Origin of the sequence: Paraburkholderia sp. RAU6.4a, assembly GCF_050435625.1 — a bacterium.
In the GTDB taxonomy this organism is placed as follows: Bacteria; Pseudomonadota; Gammaproteobacteria; order Burkholderiales; family Burkholderiaceae; genus Paraburkholderia; species Paraburkholderia tuberum.
This window is the reverse complement of record NZ_JBNDKQ010000002.1, coordinates 1522997-1536803: the sequence shown is the minus strand read 5'-3', so window position 1 is coordinate 1536803 and position 13807 is coordinate 1522997. Positions and strand designations below refer to the sequence as shown.

Annotated in this window: 13 protein-coding genes, 1 tRNA gene and 1 riboswitch; of the genes, 8 read left to right on the top strand and 6 right to left on the bottom strand. The window is 66.1% G+C overall.

The features are described from left to right. Positions 1 to 323 precede the first annotated feature (323 nt). The 5 genes from OKW40_RS11760 to pepN form a co-directional block, all read right to left on the bottom strand. Positions 324 to 399 (bottom strand) — tRNA-Thr (locus OKW40_RS11760). Positions 400 to 473: 74 nt separating this feature from the next. Continuing rightward, positions 474 to 1490 carry a class 1 fructose-bisphosphatase gene (locus OKW40_RS11755; RefSeq protein WP_090801408.1) on the bottom strand — a complete coding sequence of 339 codons (1017 nt, stop codon included), beginning with the start codon at positions 1488 to 1490 and terminating at the stop codon, positions 474 to 476. 85 nt (positions 1491 to 1575) lie between these two features. Beyond that, the gene (locus tag OKW40_RS11750) at positions 1576 to 2028 is read right to left on the bottom strand and encodes a HigA family addiction module antitoxin (protein ID WP_429489813.1); all 453 of its coding nucleotides are present in this window, start codon (positions 2026 to 2028) and stop codon (positions 1576 to 1578) included. Positions 2029 to 2044: 16 nt separating this feature from the next. Then, positions 2045 to 2326, bottom strand: coding sequence for a type II toxin-antitoxin system RelE/ParE family toxin (locus tag OKW40_RS11745; protein WP_090801404.1), 282 nt, complete (start codon positions 2324 to 2326; stop codon positions 2045 to 2047). A 196-nt stretch (positions 2327 to 2522) separates the two neighbouring features. Beyond that, positions 2523 to 5219, bottom strand: coding sequence for an aminopeptidase N (pepN, locus tag OKW40_RS11740; RefSeq protein ID WP_429489811.1), 2697 nt, complete (start codon positions 5217 to 5219; stop codon positions 2523 to 2525). A gap of 333 nt (positions 5220 to 5552) precedes the next feature. On the opposite strand from pepN, the gene OKW40_RS11735 reads away from it, so the two are divergent. Beyond that, complete coding sequence (locus tag OKW40_RS11735) at positions 5553 to 6245, top strand: DUF4136 domain-containing protein (RefSeq protein ID WP_429489809.1); 693 nt, start codon at positions 5553 to 5555, stop codon at positions 6243 to 6245. A gap of 1 nt (position 6246) precedes the next feature. On the opposite strand, the gene OKW40_RS11730 is transcribed toward OKW40_RS11735, so the two are convergent. Then, positions 6247 to 6819 (bottom strand): TMEM165/GDT1 family protein, encoded by a 573-nt coding sequence (locus tag OKW40_RS11730; protein ID WP_184068752.1) that lies wholly within the window; start codon positions 6817 to 6819, stop codon positions 6247 to 6249. A gap of 10 nt (positions 6820 to 6829) precedes the next feature. Then, positions 6830 to 7043: riboswitch (yybP-ykoY riboswitch) on the bottom strand. A gap of 494 nt (positions 7044 to 7537) precedes the next feature. On the opposite strand from OKW40_RS11730, the gene OKW40_RS11725 reads away from it, so the two are divergent. Genes OKW40_RS11725 through OKW40_RS11695 form a run of 7 tightly spaced genes read left to right on the top strand, consistent with a single transcriptional unit; the run spans position 7538 to position 13730 of the window. Further along, positions 7538 to 8263, top strand: a complete 726-nt coding sequence (locus tag OKW40_RS11725; RefSeq protein ID WP_429489807.1) for a beta-ketoacyl synthase chain length factor — start codon at positions 7538 to 7540, stop codon at positions 8261 to 8263. Next, complete coding sequence (locus OKW40_RS11720) at positions 8247 to 9041, top strand: lysophospholipid acyltransferase family protein (protein WP_429489805.1); 795 nt, start codon at positions 8247 to 8249, stop codon at positions 9039 to 9041. The genes OKW40_RS11725 and OKW40_RS11720 overlap by 17 nt, the downstream gene beginning before the upstream one ends. After that, positions 9016 to 9315: a phosphopantetheine-binding protein gene (locus OKW40_RS11715; protein ID WP_090801395.1), complete on the top strand. Its 300-nt coding sequence runs from the start codon at positions 9016 to 9018 to the stop codon at positions 9313 to 9315. Before OKW40_RS11720 ends, OKW40_RS11715 begins: the two co-directional genes overlap by 26 nt. A gap of 2 nt (positions 9316 to 9317) precedes the next feature. Then, positions 9318 to 9569: an acyl carrier protein gene (locus tag OKW40_RS11710; RefSeq protein ID WP_187617149.1), complete on the top strand. Its 252-nt coding sequence runs from the start codon at positions 9318 to 9320 to the stop codon at positions 9567 to 9569. Next, positions 9569 to 10237 carry a hypothetical protein gene (locus OKW40_RS11705; RefSeq protein WP_090801391.1) on the top strand — a complete coding sequence of 223 codons (669 nt, stop codon included), beginning with the start codon at positions 9569 to 9571 and terminating at the stop codon, positions 10235 to 10237. The genes OKW40_RS11710 and OKW40_RS11705 overlap by 1 nt, the downstream gene beginning before the upstream one ends. Beyond that, the gene (locus OKW40_RS11700; protein WP_429489802.1) at positions 10237 to 12006 is read left to right on the top strand and encodes an AMP-binding protein; all 1770 of its coding nucleotides are present in this window, start codon (positions 10237 to 10239) and stop codon (positions 12004 to 12006) included. Before OKW40_RS11705 ends, OKW40_RS11700 begins: the two co-directional genes overlap by 1 nt. After that, complete coding sequence (locus tag OKW40_RS11695) at positions 12006 to 13730, top strand: glycosyltransferase family 2 protein (RefSeq protein ID WP_429489800.1); 1725 nt, start codon at positions 12006 to 12008, stop codon at positions 13728 to 13730. The genes OKW40_RS11700 and OKW40_RS11695 overlap by 1 nt, the downstream gene beginning before the upstream one ends. Positions 13731 to 13807: the final 77 nt, after the last annotated feature.

The window sequence follows — 13807 nt, the reverse complement described above, 5'->3', positions numbered from 1 at the left end:
CGGGCGAGCAGGTGCATGCTCGATAGAAATCGGCTTGGCCCCACTTGTCGGCACTGGCAGATTTCCTGATTATGCCGGCAGGACGCCGTGTCGCATCCCCATCTCAAGGCGGCCATTCGGCCGACGGACAAGCAAACGGCAGAGGAGGGCCAAACTCGGCCAGATGCACCAGGCCAGGCTCGGCCGACAGTTCGTGAAATATTCGAGAACCTGGCCGTCCGAAAACACATCTAGTTGACGTGAAATGCCTACACAGCGCCTACACAGACTCCAGAAAACAAAAAGCCCAGTCGCGAGGACTGGGCTTTTTGCTTGAAACTTGATGGTGCCGGAAAGAGGAATCGAACCCCCGACCTTCGCATTACGAATGCGCTGCTCTACCGTCTGAGCTATTCCGGCATCAGGAGAAACGAAATTATAGGGACTACTTTAGTGCCTTGACAAGCCCCTTGAGGCATTTTTTTCTTTCGAGATCACTTCTTCGCTTCGAGGTGATAGCGGGTCACGCGATCGACCTCGTTCTTCGAGCCGAGGAACACCGCGACGCGCTCGTGCAGGCTCTTCGGCTGGACGTCGAGAATGCGCTTCTCGCCGTTGGTTGCGGCGCCGCCCGCCTGCTCGACGATGAACGCCATCGGATTCGCTTCGTACATCAGACGCAGCTTGCCCGGCTTGTCCGGCGTGCGCTTGTCGGCCGGGTACATGAAGATGCCGCCGCGACTCAGGATGCGATGCACGTCGGAGACCATCGACGCGATCCAGCGCATGTTGAAGTCGGCCTGACGCGAGCCGTCCTTACCCGCCTTCAGCTCGCCGATGTATTGCTGAACCGGCGGATACCAGTGGCGTTCGTTCGACGCGTTGATCGCGTACTCGCGCGTTTCGACGGGAATGCGCATGTCGCTTTGCGTGAGCACCCACGAGCCGAGCTCGCGATCGAGCGTGAAGCAGTTCACGCCGTTACCGGTGGTCAGCACGAGCACCGTTTGCGGGCCGTACACCGCATAGCCCGCGGCGACCTGCTGCGTGCCCGGCTGCAGGAACGATTGCTCGGTGGCCTGATGGCCGTCCGGGCAGCGCAGCACCGAGAAGATCGTACCGATCGACACGTTCACGTCGATGTTCGACGAGCCGTCGAGCGGATCGAACACGAGCAGATATTCGCCCTTCGGATAGTTGGCCGGAATCGGGAAGAATTGTTCCATCTCCTCGGAGGCCATGCCCGCGAGGTTGCCGCCCCATTCGTTCGCCTCGAGCAGAATTTCGTTCGAGAGGATGTCGAGCTTCTTCTGCACTTCTCCCTGGACGTTTTCGCTGCCCGCCGAGCCGAGCGCATCGCCGAGCGCGCCCTTGCTGACGTGGTAGCTGATCGCCTTGCACGCGCGCGCGACGACTTCGATCAGCAGGCGCAGGTCGGCGGGCAGGTTGTTGGTTTCGCGCTGCTGCTCGATCAGGTACTTCGTGAGAGTGGTACGACGTTGCAAAGACATTGCTGTACTCCGGAAGGCTAGAAGAATGATGGGATTTTAACCGCTCGTTTGTGTCGGCTCCGTGCTTTTGGTCGCACGGCCGGCTTCAGGTCTTGCGGCGCGCCTTGGCCGAGACGGCGCCGCTGACGCTGGCCGCGAGGGCCGCGGCCCGGGCGTGTCCGGCCGGCACGCGGGGCAGTTTCGGGCGCTCGGCGCGCGGCATCGGTTCGATTTCCCGTTCGATCTGCTCGCCGGCGGCGGCGGTGGCGACGCGCAGGTCGTAGGCGATTTGCAGATTGAGCCAGAACTGCGCGCTGGCGCCGAAGTAGCGCTCGAGCCGCAGCGCGGTATCGGCGGAGATTGCGCGGCGGCCGCGCACGACGTCGTTGATGCGCGGCGCCGGCACCCGCAGCGCGAGCGCGAGCGCGTTGACGGACATGCCGAGCGGCTCGAGGAACTCGCTGCGCAGAATTTCGCCCGGATGGATCTCGGCAATGGCCGCGCCCGTATCGATGTCGGAGAAATCGATGCTGTTGAGCGCGGAGCGTTTGATGACCATGTCGGTCTCCCAGTAGTCAGTGATAGTCGATGATCTCGACATTCAGCGCGTCCTCGCCGACGAAGTGAAAACAGATGCGCCACTGCGCATTGATGCGGATGCTCCATTGCCCGCTGCGCTGACCTTGCAAGGCTTCGAGCCGGTTTCCGGGCGGCGCGTGCAAATTCGAGACGGAGCTCGCGGCGTCGATCATCAGCAACTTGCGATGCGCTAGCGCCTGGATCGAGCGTGGCAACGAATGCACGAACCTGCCCTGGAAAATTCTTGCGGTGGCCTTGTCTGCGAATGTCGTAATCATCGAATCGTATAACGTGCTGCGTTAAATGTAAACCATCAAACCTGTACGTATACTTTCTGCCCGGCGAGGTCCGATGAACAGTCGGCCAAACGGCTAACGGCGCGACACGAGCGCGTGAACGCAGCTGAAAACAACGCGAAAAAAAGCCGGCAACGCGTGCCGGCTTTCCGATGTGACTCGGGAACTCAGAGAGGCATCACGCCAACGCCTTCTCGACGATCTCGCGCACGTCGCGCGACTTGACCTGTGCGGCCACTTTCTCGAGCGCCGCGCGCATGCTGTCGCGCAGCGCCGGCGTGAAGCGTCGCCACAGTTCGAGCGAGCGCGCGAGGCGCGCGGCCACCTGCGGATTGAGCGCGTCGAGCGCGATCACCTGCTCGGCCCAGAATGCGTAGCCGGAGCCATCTGCCGCGTGGAACTGCGCGGGGTTGGCCGCGCAGAAGCTGAAAATCAGCGAACGCGCCCGGTTCGGGTTCTTCAGGTTGAAGGCCGGATGCGTCATCAGCTTGCGCACCGTATCGATCACCGGATGTCGTGCGCCGCCGCGCTGGGTGGCCTGCAACGCGAACCATTTGTCGATGACGAGCGGCTCCTTCTCGAAGCGTCGATAGAAGTCGTCGAGCGCGTGCTGCGCCTCGGGGCTGCCGCCTTGCGGCGCGGCCGCGTTGAGCAGTGCCGACAGCGCGGCGGCGCGGTCGGTCATGTTGTTCGCGGTTTCATATTGCGCGGCCGCGAGACGCACGGCGTCCGCGGAGTCGTCGAGTTCGGTCAGATACGACAGCGCCAGATTCTTCAGCGCGCGATGACCGGCGGCCTCGGGCGTCGTTTCATAGGCGCCCGGCGTGCGATGCTGCTCGTAGACCTTCAGCCAGTCGTCACGCAGCGCATTCGCGAGGCGCTTGCGCACGAACTGCCGTGCCGCGTGCACCGCGGCCGGATTCGATTCGGCCATCTGCTCGGCGAGATACGCTTCGGACGGCAGCATCAGTGCGAGCTCGCGGAACGCCGGCGACAGCGTCTCGTCGGTCAAAACGCGCGCGAACGCGGCGACCACCGAGTCGTCGAACTGCAGCGCCGCGCCCGTGGCCGCGCGCGCGGCCAGCGCGAGCAACTCGCGCGTGGCAAGCCGCTGGCCGGCTTCCCAGCGGTTGAACGGATCGCTGTCGTGCGCGAGCAGGAACGCGAGCTGTTCGCCCGTGTAGTCGTATTCGACGATCACCGGCGCCGAGAAATTGCGTAGCAGCGACGGCAGCGGTTCCTGCCCGACGTTGACGAACGTGAAGGTCTGCTCGGTCTGCGTGAATTCGAGCACGCGCGTGGTCGACTCCGACGCCTTCGCCTCGCCGTCGAGCTGCAGCGGCAGATCGCGGCCGTCCTTGCCGATCAGACCGATCGCGAACGGAATCAGCAGCGGCCCCTTCTGCGTTTCGCGCGCGGCCGGCACGGCATCGCCGTAGCCCTGGCGCAGTGTCACGCTGTAGCGCTGCTGCGCGGCGTCGTAGCGCGTGCGCACCGACACGCGCGGCGTGCCGGCCTGGCTATACCAGCGCTCGAACTGCGCGAGGTCGCGGCCGTTCGCGTCGGCGAGCGCGTGACGGAAGTCGTCGCAGGTCACGGCCTGGCCGTCGTGACGCTTGAAGTACAGGTCCATGCCGTTGCGAAAGCCGTCTCGGCCGAACAGCGTCTGATACATCCGCACGACTTCCGAGCCTTTCTCGTAGACGGTCATCGTGTAGAAGTTGTTGATCTCGACGTAGCTTTCCGGGCGCACCGGATGCGCCATCGGGCCCGCGTCCTCGGCGAACTGCATCTGGCGCAGCACCCGCACGTCCTCGATGCGCTTGGTCGCGCGCGCGGCTTCGTCGGTGGCGCCGCCCGCCATGTCGGCCGAGAACTCCTGGTCGCGGAACACCGTCAGGCCTTCCTTCAGGCTCAGCTGGAACCAGTCGCGGCAGGTCACGCGATTACCGGTCCAGTTGTGGAAGTACTCGTGGCCGACCACCGCCTCGATGTTCGAGAAGTCGGTGTCGGTGGCCGTTTCGGGGTTCGCGAGCACGTACTTCGTGTTGAAGATGTTGAGCCCCTTGTTCTCCATCGCGCCCATGTTGAAGTCGCTGACCGCGACGATCATGAAGCGGTCCAGATCGAGCTCGAGCCCGAAGCGCTGTTCGTCCCAGCGGATCGAGTGGATCAGCGAATCCATCGCGTGACGGGTCTTGTCGAGATCGTGCGGCTCGACCCAGACCTGCAGCAGCTTTTCCTTGCCTGAGCCGGTCTTCACGCGTTCTTCGAGCGCGACGAGCTTGCCCGCGACGAGCGCGAACAGATAGCTCGGCTTCCTGAACGGGTCTTCCCAGCGCGCGAAATGGCGGCCGTCGGGCAACTCGCCTTGTTCGAGAAGATTGCCGTTCGACAGCAGCACCGGATAGTCGGCCTTGCTCGCGCGCAGCGTGACCGTGAAGCTCGCCATCACGTCGGGGCGGTCGAGGAAATAGGTGATGCGGCGAAAGCCCTCGGCCTCGCACTGCGTGAAGAAGTTGCCGCTCGACACGTACAGCCCCGACAGCGTGGTGTTTTCCGCGGGATTGCAGATGCTGGTGAGGGTCAGCTCGAAGCTGTCCGGCACGTCGTCGAGCAGCAGGCCGTGCTCGTGGGGGTGCGCGTTCGGGAATGGCTTGCCGTCGATCGCGGCGCTGACGAACTCCAGTTGCTCGCCCATCAGTTCGAGATGCGCGGCGCGCGACGCATCCGGGTTGCGGCGAACACGCATCGTGTTCCTGACGACCGTGCGTTCGGGGACCAGATCGAACTCCAGCGCGACGGTGTCGATCAGGAAGGCGGGCGGCGCGTAATCGGCGCGGCGGATCAGATTGGGCGTTGCGGTATCGGCCATGGCGTTCTGTGGTGGTGTACTCGAGCGGTCGGGCGCGCAAACGGCGCGCGAGCCGGGCTTGGTCGACTCATTGTACAAAGCCTCGGGCAATCGTGCGGAAGGGAAGGGGGCCGAGTCTCGGCGCCGGGTAGCGCTGCCGCTTTCGACGGACAGGGGAAGAACCTTTTACCGGCTGGCGAGGTCAGCGTATTATCGGGCGCCGCGCGTGGCGGAGCGCCGGCATCGTCCGCCGGGCAGCGGATCGCGCGACGGAATAATCTCGACTGAAGCAGAGTTTCAACTGAAGCAGAATAGATGCAATCAGATGCAATCAGATGCATCACGAGGCAGACCATGAACATCGATCGATGGACCCGCCGCGTCGCGCTGCTGTTCGTCGCGCTGACGGCGCTGCTGTCCGGCTGCACGACCTACGTGACCACGCAGGTCACGGCGTTCTCGGACTGGAGCGGAAGCGACGCGACGCGCACCTATGCGTTCACGCGGCACGAGGATCAGAAGAACAATCTCGAGCTGAGCGCGTACGAGCGGATCGTCGCGAACGAGCTCGCCTTGCACGCGTTCCGCGAAGTCTCGCACGACGACGCGCGCTATCTGGTCGAGCTCGCCTATGGCATCCGCTCGGACATCGTGACCGTCGCGCAGCCGGTCTACTACAACCCGTGGCCCGGTCCTTACTGGGGCCGGCCGTTCGATACGTGGGGACCGTGGGGGCCTTTCCCGGCGACGTACGTGAACCAGAGCTACCCGGTGTTCACGCATCTGCTCGGCATCCGGATCACCGAGCGCGCGAGCGGCCGGGAGGTCTACAACGTCACGGCGCGCAATGTCGGCGAGGAGTCGTCGCTGGTGCGGGCAATGCCATATCTGGCGCGTAGCGCGCTGGCTGATTTCCCGCTGGCCAACGGCGCGGTGCACACCGTGAAGATTCCGCTCGGCGGTGGCGGCGCGGACGCCAACGAAGTGTCGCTGCCGGCGGCCATGCCCCCCGCGGGCGCGGCGTCGGCGCCGAAGGCCGCGCAGTAGCTCAGACCCCGACCCCGAACAACGCCATCGCGCCCAGCACGACGAACATCACAGCGGCGATGCCGTGCACGAGCCTGGTCGGCAGACGATGCGCGAAGCGGTCGCCGAGCAGGATCGCCGGCACGTTCGCGATCATCATGCCGAGCGTCGTGCCGCCCACCACGCCGAAGAAATCGTGAAAGCGCGCGGCGAGGGCGACCGTCGCAATCTGCGTCTTGTCGCCCATCTCCGCGAGGAAGAACGTGACGACCGTCGCGCCGAACACCCCGAAGTGCGTGCGGTTCGTGTTGGCTTCCTCTTCGTCGAGCTTGTCGGGCACGAGAATCCACAGCCCCATGCCGATAAACGACGCCGCCAGCGCCCAGCGCATGATGGTCGGCGTCAGCATCGAGCCGAGCCACGCGCCGAGCGCGCCGGCTCCTGCGTGATTGATCAGCGTCGCCGTGAGCACGCCGATAATGATCGGCACGGGCTTGCGATAGCGCGCGGCCAGCACGAGCGATAGCAGTTGCGTCTTGTCGCCGATCTCGGCGAGCGCGACCGCTCCGGTCGAAATCAGAAAAGCTTGATTCACGTTGAATGGATTCCTCGGGCCGAAGATGAACGAGCGACGACCCACGACACGCCGGGCCCTGTTGCGGCGCGTGTGGATCATCGGTCTCGCCAGGCCAGAGGCTGCGACTGCCATGGCCGTGCAGGCCAAGTCTGTTGACAGGCGCCCCCGCGAACCACACGTGCGACGCACCGGCGAAGCGGTGCGGACGTGCCGCGGGGCGGCTACTCCCCAATGAGGGCCGGAGTATAGCAGGCGCAGGCGCATCGTTGCCACGAATGTTGTTTGCACGGACGACGCGGCGTCGGTGTCTTCGCTCTGCGGCGCATTCGGAGAAAGACGAATGAAAGGTTTTTCGTCGGTTCCGGCGGCGTTGTCGCGCCAGCGCCGACGCACGAGATCGCCTTCCGGTGCGTCGTCGCAGCCGGTTTTGTCAAATCGTCTAACAATGTGTTGCGTGACAGGCGCGGATACAGATGGATACGTCTTTCCTCGCCGATCTGATTCAAAATACCCGGTACTATTCGGCCACAAAAGGAGCCCGAGCCGCTATCCACTACACCGATTGTCAGGGGCGCCTGACAAATCGGGCCCGATCGCCGGTGCTGCATTCCCTGACAGGCAGACTGGTCGGTCCTGGGCTGGAACTTCCCGATCCGCGCGGCGGCGCTCGCCGTGACGGCTGTGTATTCCGTCAGGCGCTTGAGCCCCTTCCCCGTTTCCACGCGCGAACACCAATATGCCCGATCTGCACTGGACCATTCCGGTCGGTCGCTGGTCTAGCTGGCCGGCTACCTCGTCTGCCGCACCCGATATCGGCTTCATCGAGCCGATCGTGCGGCGGCGTCTCAGCACGCTGTCCAAGCTGGCGCTCAAGGTCGCGCACGACTGCGTCGCGCAGGAACCCGCGCGCGTGGTGTTCGCTTCGCGGCACGGGGAGTTGCGGCGTACCACCGACATCCTGCGCAGCATCAGCGCCGGCGAGCCGGTATCGCCGACCGCCTTCAGCCTGTCGGTGTTGAACGCGATGACCGGCGTGTTCGGGATTGCGCGCGGCGACCGCTCGGCCGCGAGCGCGGTATCGGCTGGAGCGCAGACGCTCGGCTATGCGCTGCTCGAAGCGTACGCGCAATACGCGACGCAACCGGATGCGCCGGTGCTGCTCGTGTATGCCGACGAACCGGCCGATCTCGCGTACGGCACGATCGAAGACGAAGTGCACGGCGGTGCGATCGCGATGTTGCTCGACAAACATGCGTCGGCTGGGCAGGTTGTTTGCTCTTTGACCCGCGCTGACGAGGAGGTGGCCGAGCAACGCGGCGACCCCCGACCCGCGTTGAGCGACGCCCCGAGCTTTCCGACCCAGAGCCAGGCGCTGCTGCACTGCCTCGAAACCGGCCAGCCCGCGCGCTGGCAGCGCGCCGGCGCGCTGTGGCACTGGAGGTGGGATGAGCGCGCGGCTTGATTACGCATGGCGTTTTTGCGCGACTGGCCTCGCTTTCGTCGGGTTCGGCGTGTGCGGCGTGCTGTTTTCGGTACTCGTGTTTCCGCTCGCGTGGCTGTGGCCGCATCGCGCGTCGCGGCAGCGCGCGGTGACCGTCGTGATTCACCGGTTTTTCCGCGCGCTCGTCGCGGTGCTGCGCGGTCTCGGCGTGATGGAACTCGAAGTGTCCGGCGCCGAGGCGTTGTGCGCGGGCGGGCCGGCGGTCGTCGTCGCGAATCACCCGACTTACCTCGACGTGATGGTTCTGCTGTCGTTGACGCCGCGCGCGTGCTGCGTCGTGAAGCACGCGCACTGGCACAACCCGTGTTTCTGGGGCATCGTGCGCGCGGCCGAATACGTGAGCAACGCGGACGCGATCGCGCTCGTCGAGGCCGGCGCGAAGCAGCTCGCGGCCGGCTATACGATGATCATTTTTCCGGAAGGCACGCGCAGCCCGGCGCCGAACCGGCTGCACGCGTTCTCGCGCGGATTCGCGCACATGGCGCTGAAGGCCGGCGCGCCGATCGTGCCGGTATTGATGGATTGCGATCCGCCCGCGTTCACGCGGCAGATGCGCTGGTACGACGTGCCGGCGCGCGCTTTCCGGATGCGCGTGAACGTGCTCGCGCCGCTTGGCGTCGCCGAGCTGGCCGCGCATGACACCACCGCGGCCATCGCGGCGCGCAGCGTGACGAATGCCGTAGAAGCCCACATTACCCAGCACCTGTTCGACTATGGATTCTTTAAAACTGGAAATTAAAAAGCTTCTGATCGAAGCCCTCGATCTCGAAGACCTGAGCCCCGCCGATATCGACGACGACGCCCCGTTGTTCGGTTCCGACGGCATCGGTCTCGATTCGATCGACGCGCTCGAAATCGGCATCGTGCTGCGCAAACAATACCAATTGACCATCGTGGCGAACGACGAACGCACGCGCGAGCACTTTCGCTCGATCAACACGCTTGCCGCGTTGGTCGAGAGTCAGCGCGAAGCGGCGCACGCTGCGAACGAAACCGCAAGGAAGGGAGTTTAATCGTGACCGAGACTGAGATTCTTGAGCGCATCCGCGCGATCTTTCAGGAAAACTTCGCGATCGAGCCGCAGCGTGTGACGCCCGACGCTCACCTGTTCGAAGACCTCGATCTCGACAGCATCGACGCGGTCGATCTCGCGATCAAGCTGCAGGAGCTGACCGGCCGCCGCATCAAGCCGGAGAACTTCAAATCCGTGCGCACGGTCGGCGACGTGATCGGCGCGGTCGAATCGCTGCTCGCGGCGCAAGGCTGATGCCGGTCGCGCACCCGCGCACGCAGAGGTCGCAGCCACGTCCCGCCGCAAGCGAATCGGGCGCGCGGCCTCACTGGAGCAGGACCGTCGTGCAGGTGCTGCTGAAACTCGCTTACCCCGCGCTGATCTTGTGCGCATGGCGCTGGGACGCGCCGCGTCTCGTCGGCGGCATGCTGCTGGTGACTTTATGGCTGCAGCGCTGGGCCGGTGGCGGTCCGGTTGCGATGTCGCTGCGGCAGCTTTCCACGCTCGACTGGAGCGTGGTGGCGATGCTGAGCTGCGCATCGGCGACGATCGTCGTCACCGATAGCGAGCTGCTGCTGCGCTTCTATCCGTCGCTCGTCAATCTCGGTTTGCTGATCGCGTTCGGCGCGACGCTCGTGCGCGGGCCGTCGATGATCGAAAAATTTGCGCGCCTCGGCAGTCCCGATCTGCCGCCGGGTGCGGTGCGCTATACGCGGCGCGTGACCCAGGTCTGGTGCGTTTTCTTCGTGCTGAACGGCGCGTTTTCCGTCTACACCGCGCTCTATTGGAGCCGCGCGGCCTGGTCGCTGTACAACGGCGCGATCGCCTATGCACTGATCGGCGCGCTGCTGGCGGGCGAATACGTATGGCGACGTCTGTTCGTGCTGCCGCGCGCCGCGCGAGCGGATTCGGAGGCCGCCTGATGCTCGCGCTGCATGATCTGTTGTCGGCCGATGCCGCGCTTGCGACGTCCGCCGCACCGGTGTGCCGCGATGGCGCCGTGCTGCTCGATCGCGCGGCGTTTCGCGCGCGCGTCGAGGGCTTGATCGAGCTCGTGCGAACGCCCGACGCGCGGCGCTGCGCGCTCTGCATCGACGATCCGTTCGAGTTCGCCTGCGCATTGTTCGCGCTGTTCGCGTGCGGCAAGGAGCCGGTGATTCCGGCCAATGCAACGCCGGCCTATCTCGCCGATCTCGCGCACGCTTACGACTTCCTGCTGACGGATGCGGATCTGCCGCCGTTCGTCGCAGCGACGCATCGCGCGGCTCACACCGCCCGCCCGATCGACGCCCACGCGCCGATGACGCTCTACACATCCGGCAGCAGCGGCATGCCGAAGCCGATCCGCAAGACGCTCGCGCAATTCAACGCCGAAGTCCACACGCTCGAGCGGCAATGGGGCGCATTGCTCGGCGACGCGACGATGCTCGCGAGCGTGCCGCATCACCACATCTACGGTTTGCTGTTTCGCGTGTTGTGGCCGCTCGCGGCCGGCCGCGCCTTCGATCGCGCGATCGGCGGCGAGCCGCTGCAACTGCAGGCGCGCATCGCGCAATGCGGCGCGACGGCGGTGGTGTCGACTCCCGCGCAGCTGTCGCGTTGGCCCGCGTTGCCGGGCTTCGCCGCGCTTACGCCCGCGCCGCGCGCGTTCTTTTCGTCGGGTGGCCCGCTCGCGGCCGACGCCGCGCAGGCCTATGCGGCGAGCTACGGCGCGGCGCCGCTCGAAATCTACGGCAGCACGGAAACCGGCGGGATCGCGTGGCGGCGTCAGGATCAGGGCGACGCGTGGCAGCCGGTCGCCGGCGCCGAAGTGCGCCGCGACGACGACGGCGCGCTGTGCGTGCGCTCGCCGCATCTCGACCACGACGGCTGGCATCGCACCGGCGATCGCATCGCGTTCGATGCCGACGGGCGCTTCCGCTTGCAAGGGCGCCTCGACCGCGTGCTGAAGCTCGGCGGCAAGCGCGTCTCGCTGCCGGAACTCGAGGCGCGTCTCGCGCTGCATCCGTATGTCGCGCAGGCGGCGCTGGTGCCGCTCATAGGCGCGTCGCGCGAACGCGTCGGCGCGGTGGTCGCGCTGACCGAAGCGGGCGGCGCTGCGTTGTGCGACGAAGGCCGCGTCGCGCTGGCGAAAACGCTGCGCCGGCATCTGGCCGATTACTTCGATGCGGTCGTGCTCCCGCGTCATTGGCGTTTTCGCGTGAGCCTGCCATTCGACGCGCGCGGCAAGCTGCCCGCGAGCGCGGTTGCGGCCGCGTTCGCGCCGCTCGCCGAGGGCATGGAAGTGCTCGCCGAAACGCGCGTCGGCGACATGCGCGACGGCGACATGCGCGTCGGCGACATGCGCGTCGGCGACATGCGCGTCGGCGACATGCGCGTCGGCGACACGCTGCACTACGTGCTGCGCGTGCCGCAGTCACTCCAGCATTTCGCCGGCCACTTTCCGGGTCTGCCGATTCTGCCGGGCGTCGTGCAGGTCGACTGGGCAGCGCGGCTCGCGGCCGGGCATTGGCCGCGCGTGCGAGAGGTGGCGTCGGTCGACCGCCTGAAGTTCATGGCGCCGGTGTCACCCGGTGCGGTGCTCGAGCTCACGCTCGCCTATGATGCCGCGCGCCGGCGTGTGCAGTTCGCGTACCGGCTCGACGGACGCGAATGCGCGTCGGGCTTGCTCGTGCATCGGGAGGACGCGTGATGACGTTCGCGCCGTGCATCGTCATTCCGATCTACAACCACAAGGACGCGATCGGTGCGAGCGTCGCGCATCTCGCGGTGCACGGCCTGCCGATCTTCGTCGTCGACGACGGCAGCGACGCGCCGACCCAGCGGGTACTCGCCGCGCTCGCGCTGCAATACGCACAGCAGATGACACTGCTGCGTCTGCCGGCAAACGGCGGCAAGGGCGCGGCAGTGATGGCGGGCCTGCGCGCCGCGCGCGCCGCGGGCTACACGCACGCGCTGCAGATCGACGCCGACGGCCAGCACGATGCGACCGACGTGCCGCGCTTCATCGATGCCGCGCGCGCCGAGCCCGGCGCGGTGATTCTCGGCCGTCCGGTCTACGACGACAGCGTGCCGAAGGCACGTCTGTACGGCCGCTATCTGACCCACGTGTGGGTGTGGATCGAGACGCTGTCGCTGACGATTCGCGATTCGATGTGCGGCTTTCGTCTGTATCCGCTCGCGCTCGCGTGCGAGCTGATCGACAGCGTGCGACTGCCCACGCGCATGGACTTCGACATCGAGATCCTCGTGCGTCTCTACTGGCGCCGCGCCGCGTTCCGCTCGGTCCCGACGCGCGTGACCTACGCGGCCGACGGCGTGTCGCATTTCGACGTGCTGTGGGACAACGTGCGAATCAGCCGCAGCCATACGCGGCTCGTGTTCGGGATGCTGTGGCGTCTGCCGATGCTGCTCGCGCACAAGCTGATGCCGCGCCGCGGCGCGCTGGCCGACGCCGCCGATGAAGCCCGGCCCGAAGCCTGGTGGCGCATCGCCGAACGCGGCAGCCGCCTCGGCATGAGCCTGCTCGCGCTGAGCTGCAAGCTGTTCGGCCGCCGCTTCACCGCGCTGTGGCTGCATCCGGTCGTCGCGTATTTTCTGCTGACGGGCCGCGCGGCGCGCGCCGCGTCGGACAACTACTTCGCGCATCTGAGCGCGGTCGCGCCGTCGGCGGATACGCCGCGCCCGGGCTGGCTGTCCGCGTATCGCCATATGCTCGCGTTCGCGCAATCGGGCTTCGACAAGCTCGCCGCATGGACCGGCCGCGTCGACGACACCGACGTCACGTTCGACGATCCTGCGGCGTTCGAAGCACTGATCGCGAGCGGCAAGGGCGCGCTCGTGATCGGCGCGCACCTCGGCAACCTGGAGATGATGCGCGCGCTCGCCATCCGCGGCGAACACGCGAAGGTCACGGCGGTCGTCTACACCGGGCACGCGCGCCGCTTCAATGAGGTGCTGGCGTCGTCGAATCGCGACTTCGCGCGGCATCTGCTCGAAGTCGGCGACTTCGGTCCCGAGACGGCGGTGCTGATGCAGCAGCGCATCGATGCGGGCGAGCTGCTGGTGATCGTCGGCGATCGGGTGCCGGCGCGCGAGGCGGGACGCACCACCGACGCGCAATTTCTGGGCGCGAGCGCGCCGTTCGCGCAAGGACCCTACGTGCTCGCGCATGCGCTCGGCTGTCCGGTCTACCTGTTCTTCTGCCTGAAGGAACGCGACGGTTACCGCATGTATTTCGAGCCGTTCGCCGAGCGCATCGAGCTGCCGCGCCGCGAACGCGCGCAGCATCTGGCAGCGTGGGCGCAACGCTACGCGCTGCGCCTCGAACACTATTGCCGCAAGGCCCCTTACCAATGGTTCAATTTCTTCGATTTCTGGGCCAGCCCCGAGCGAGGCGCAAATGGCCGACCATGATCTGAACGATGTACGGCACCTACGCGCTGTTACGAGTGCCGCGGCGCATGTGGATGCCGGTGCCGCTGCCGATCGCC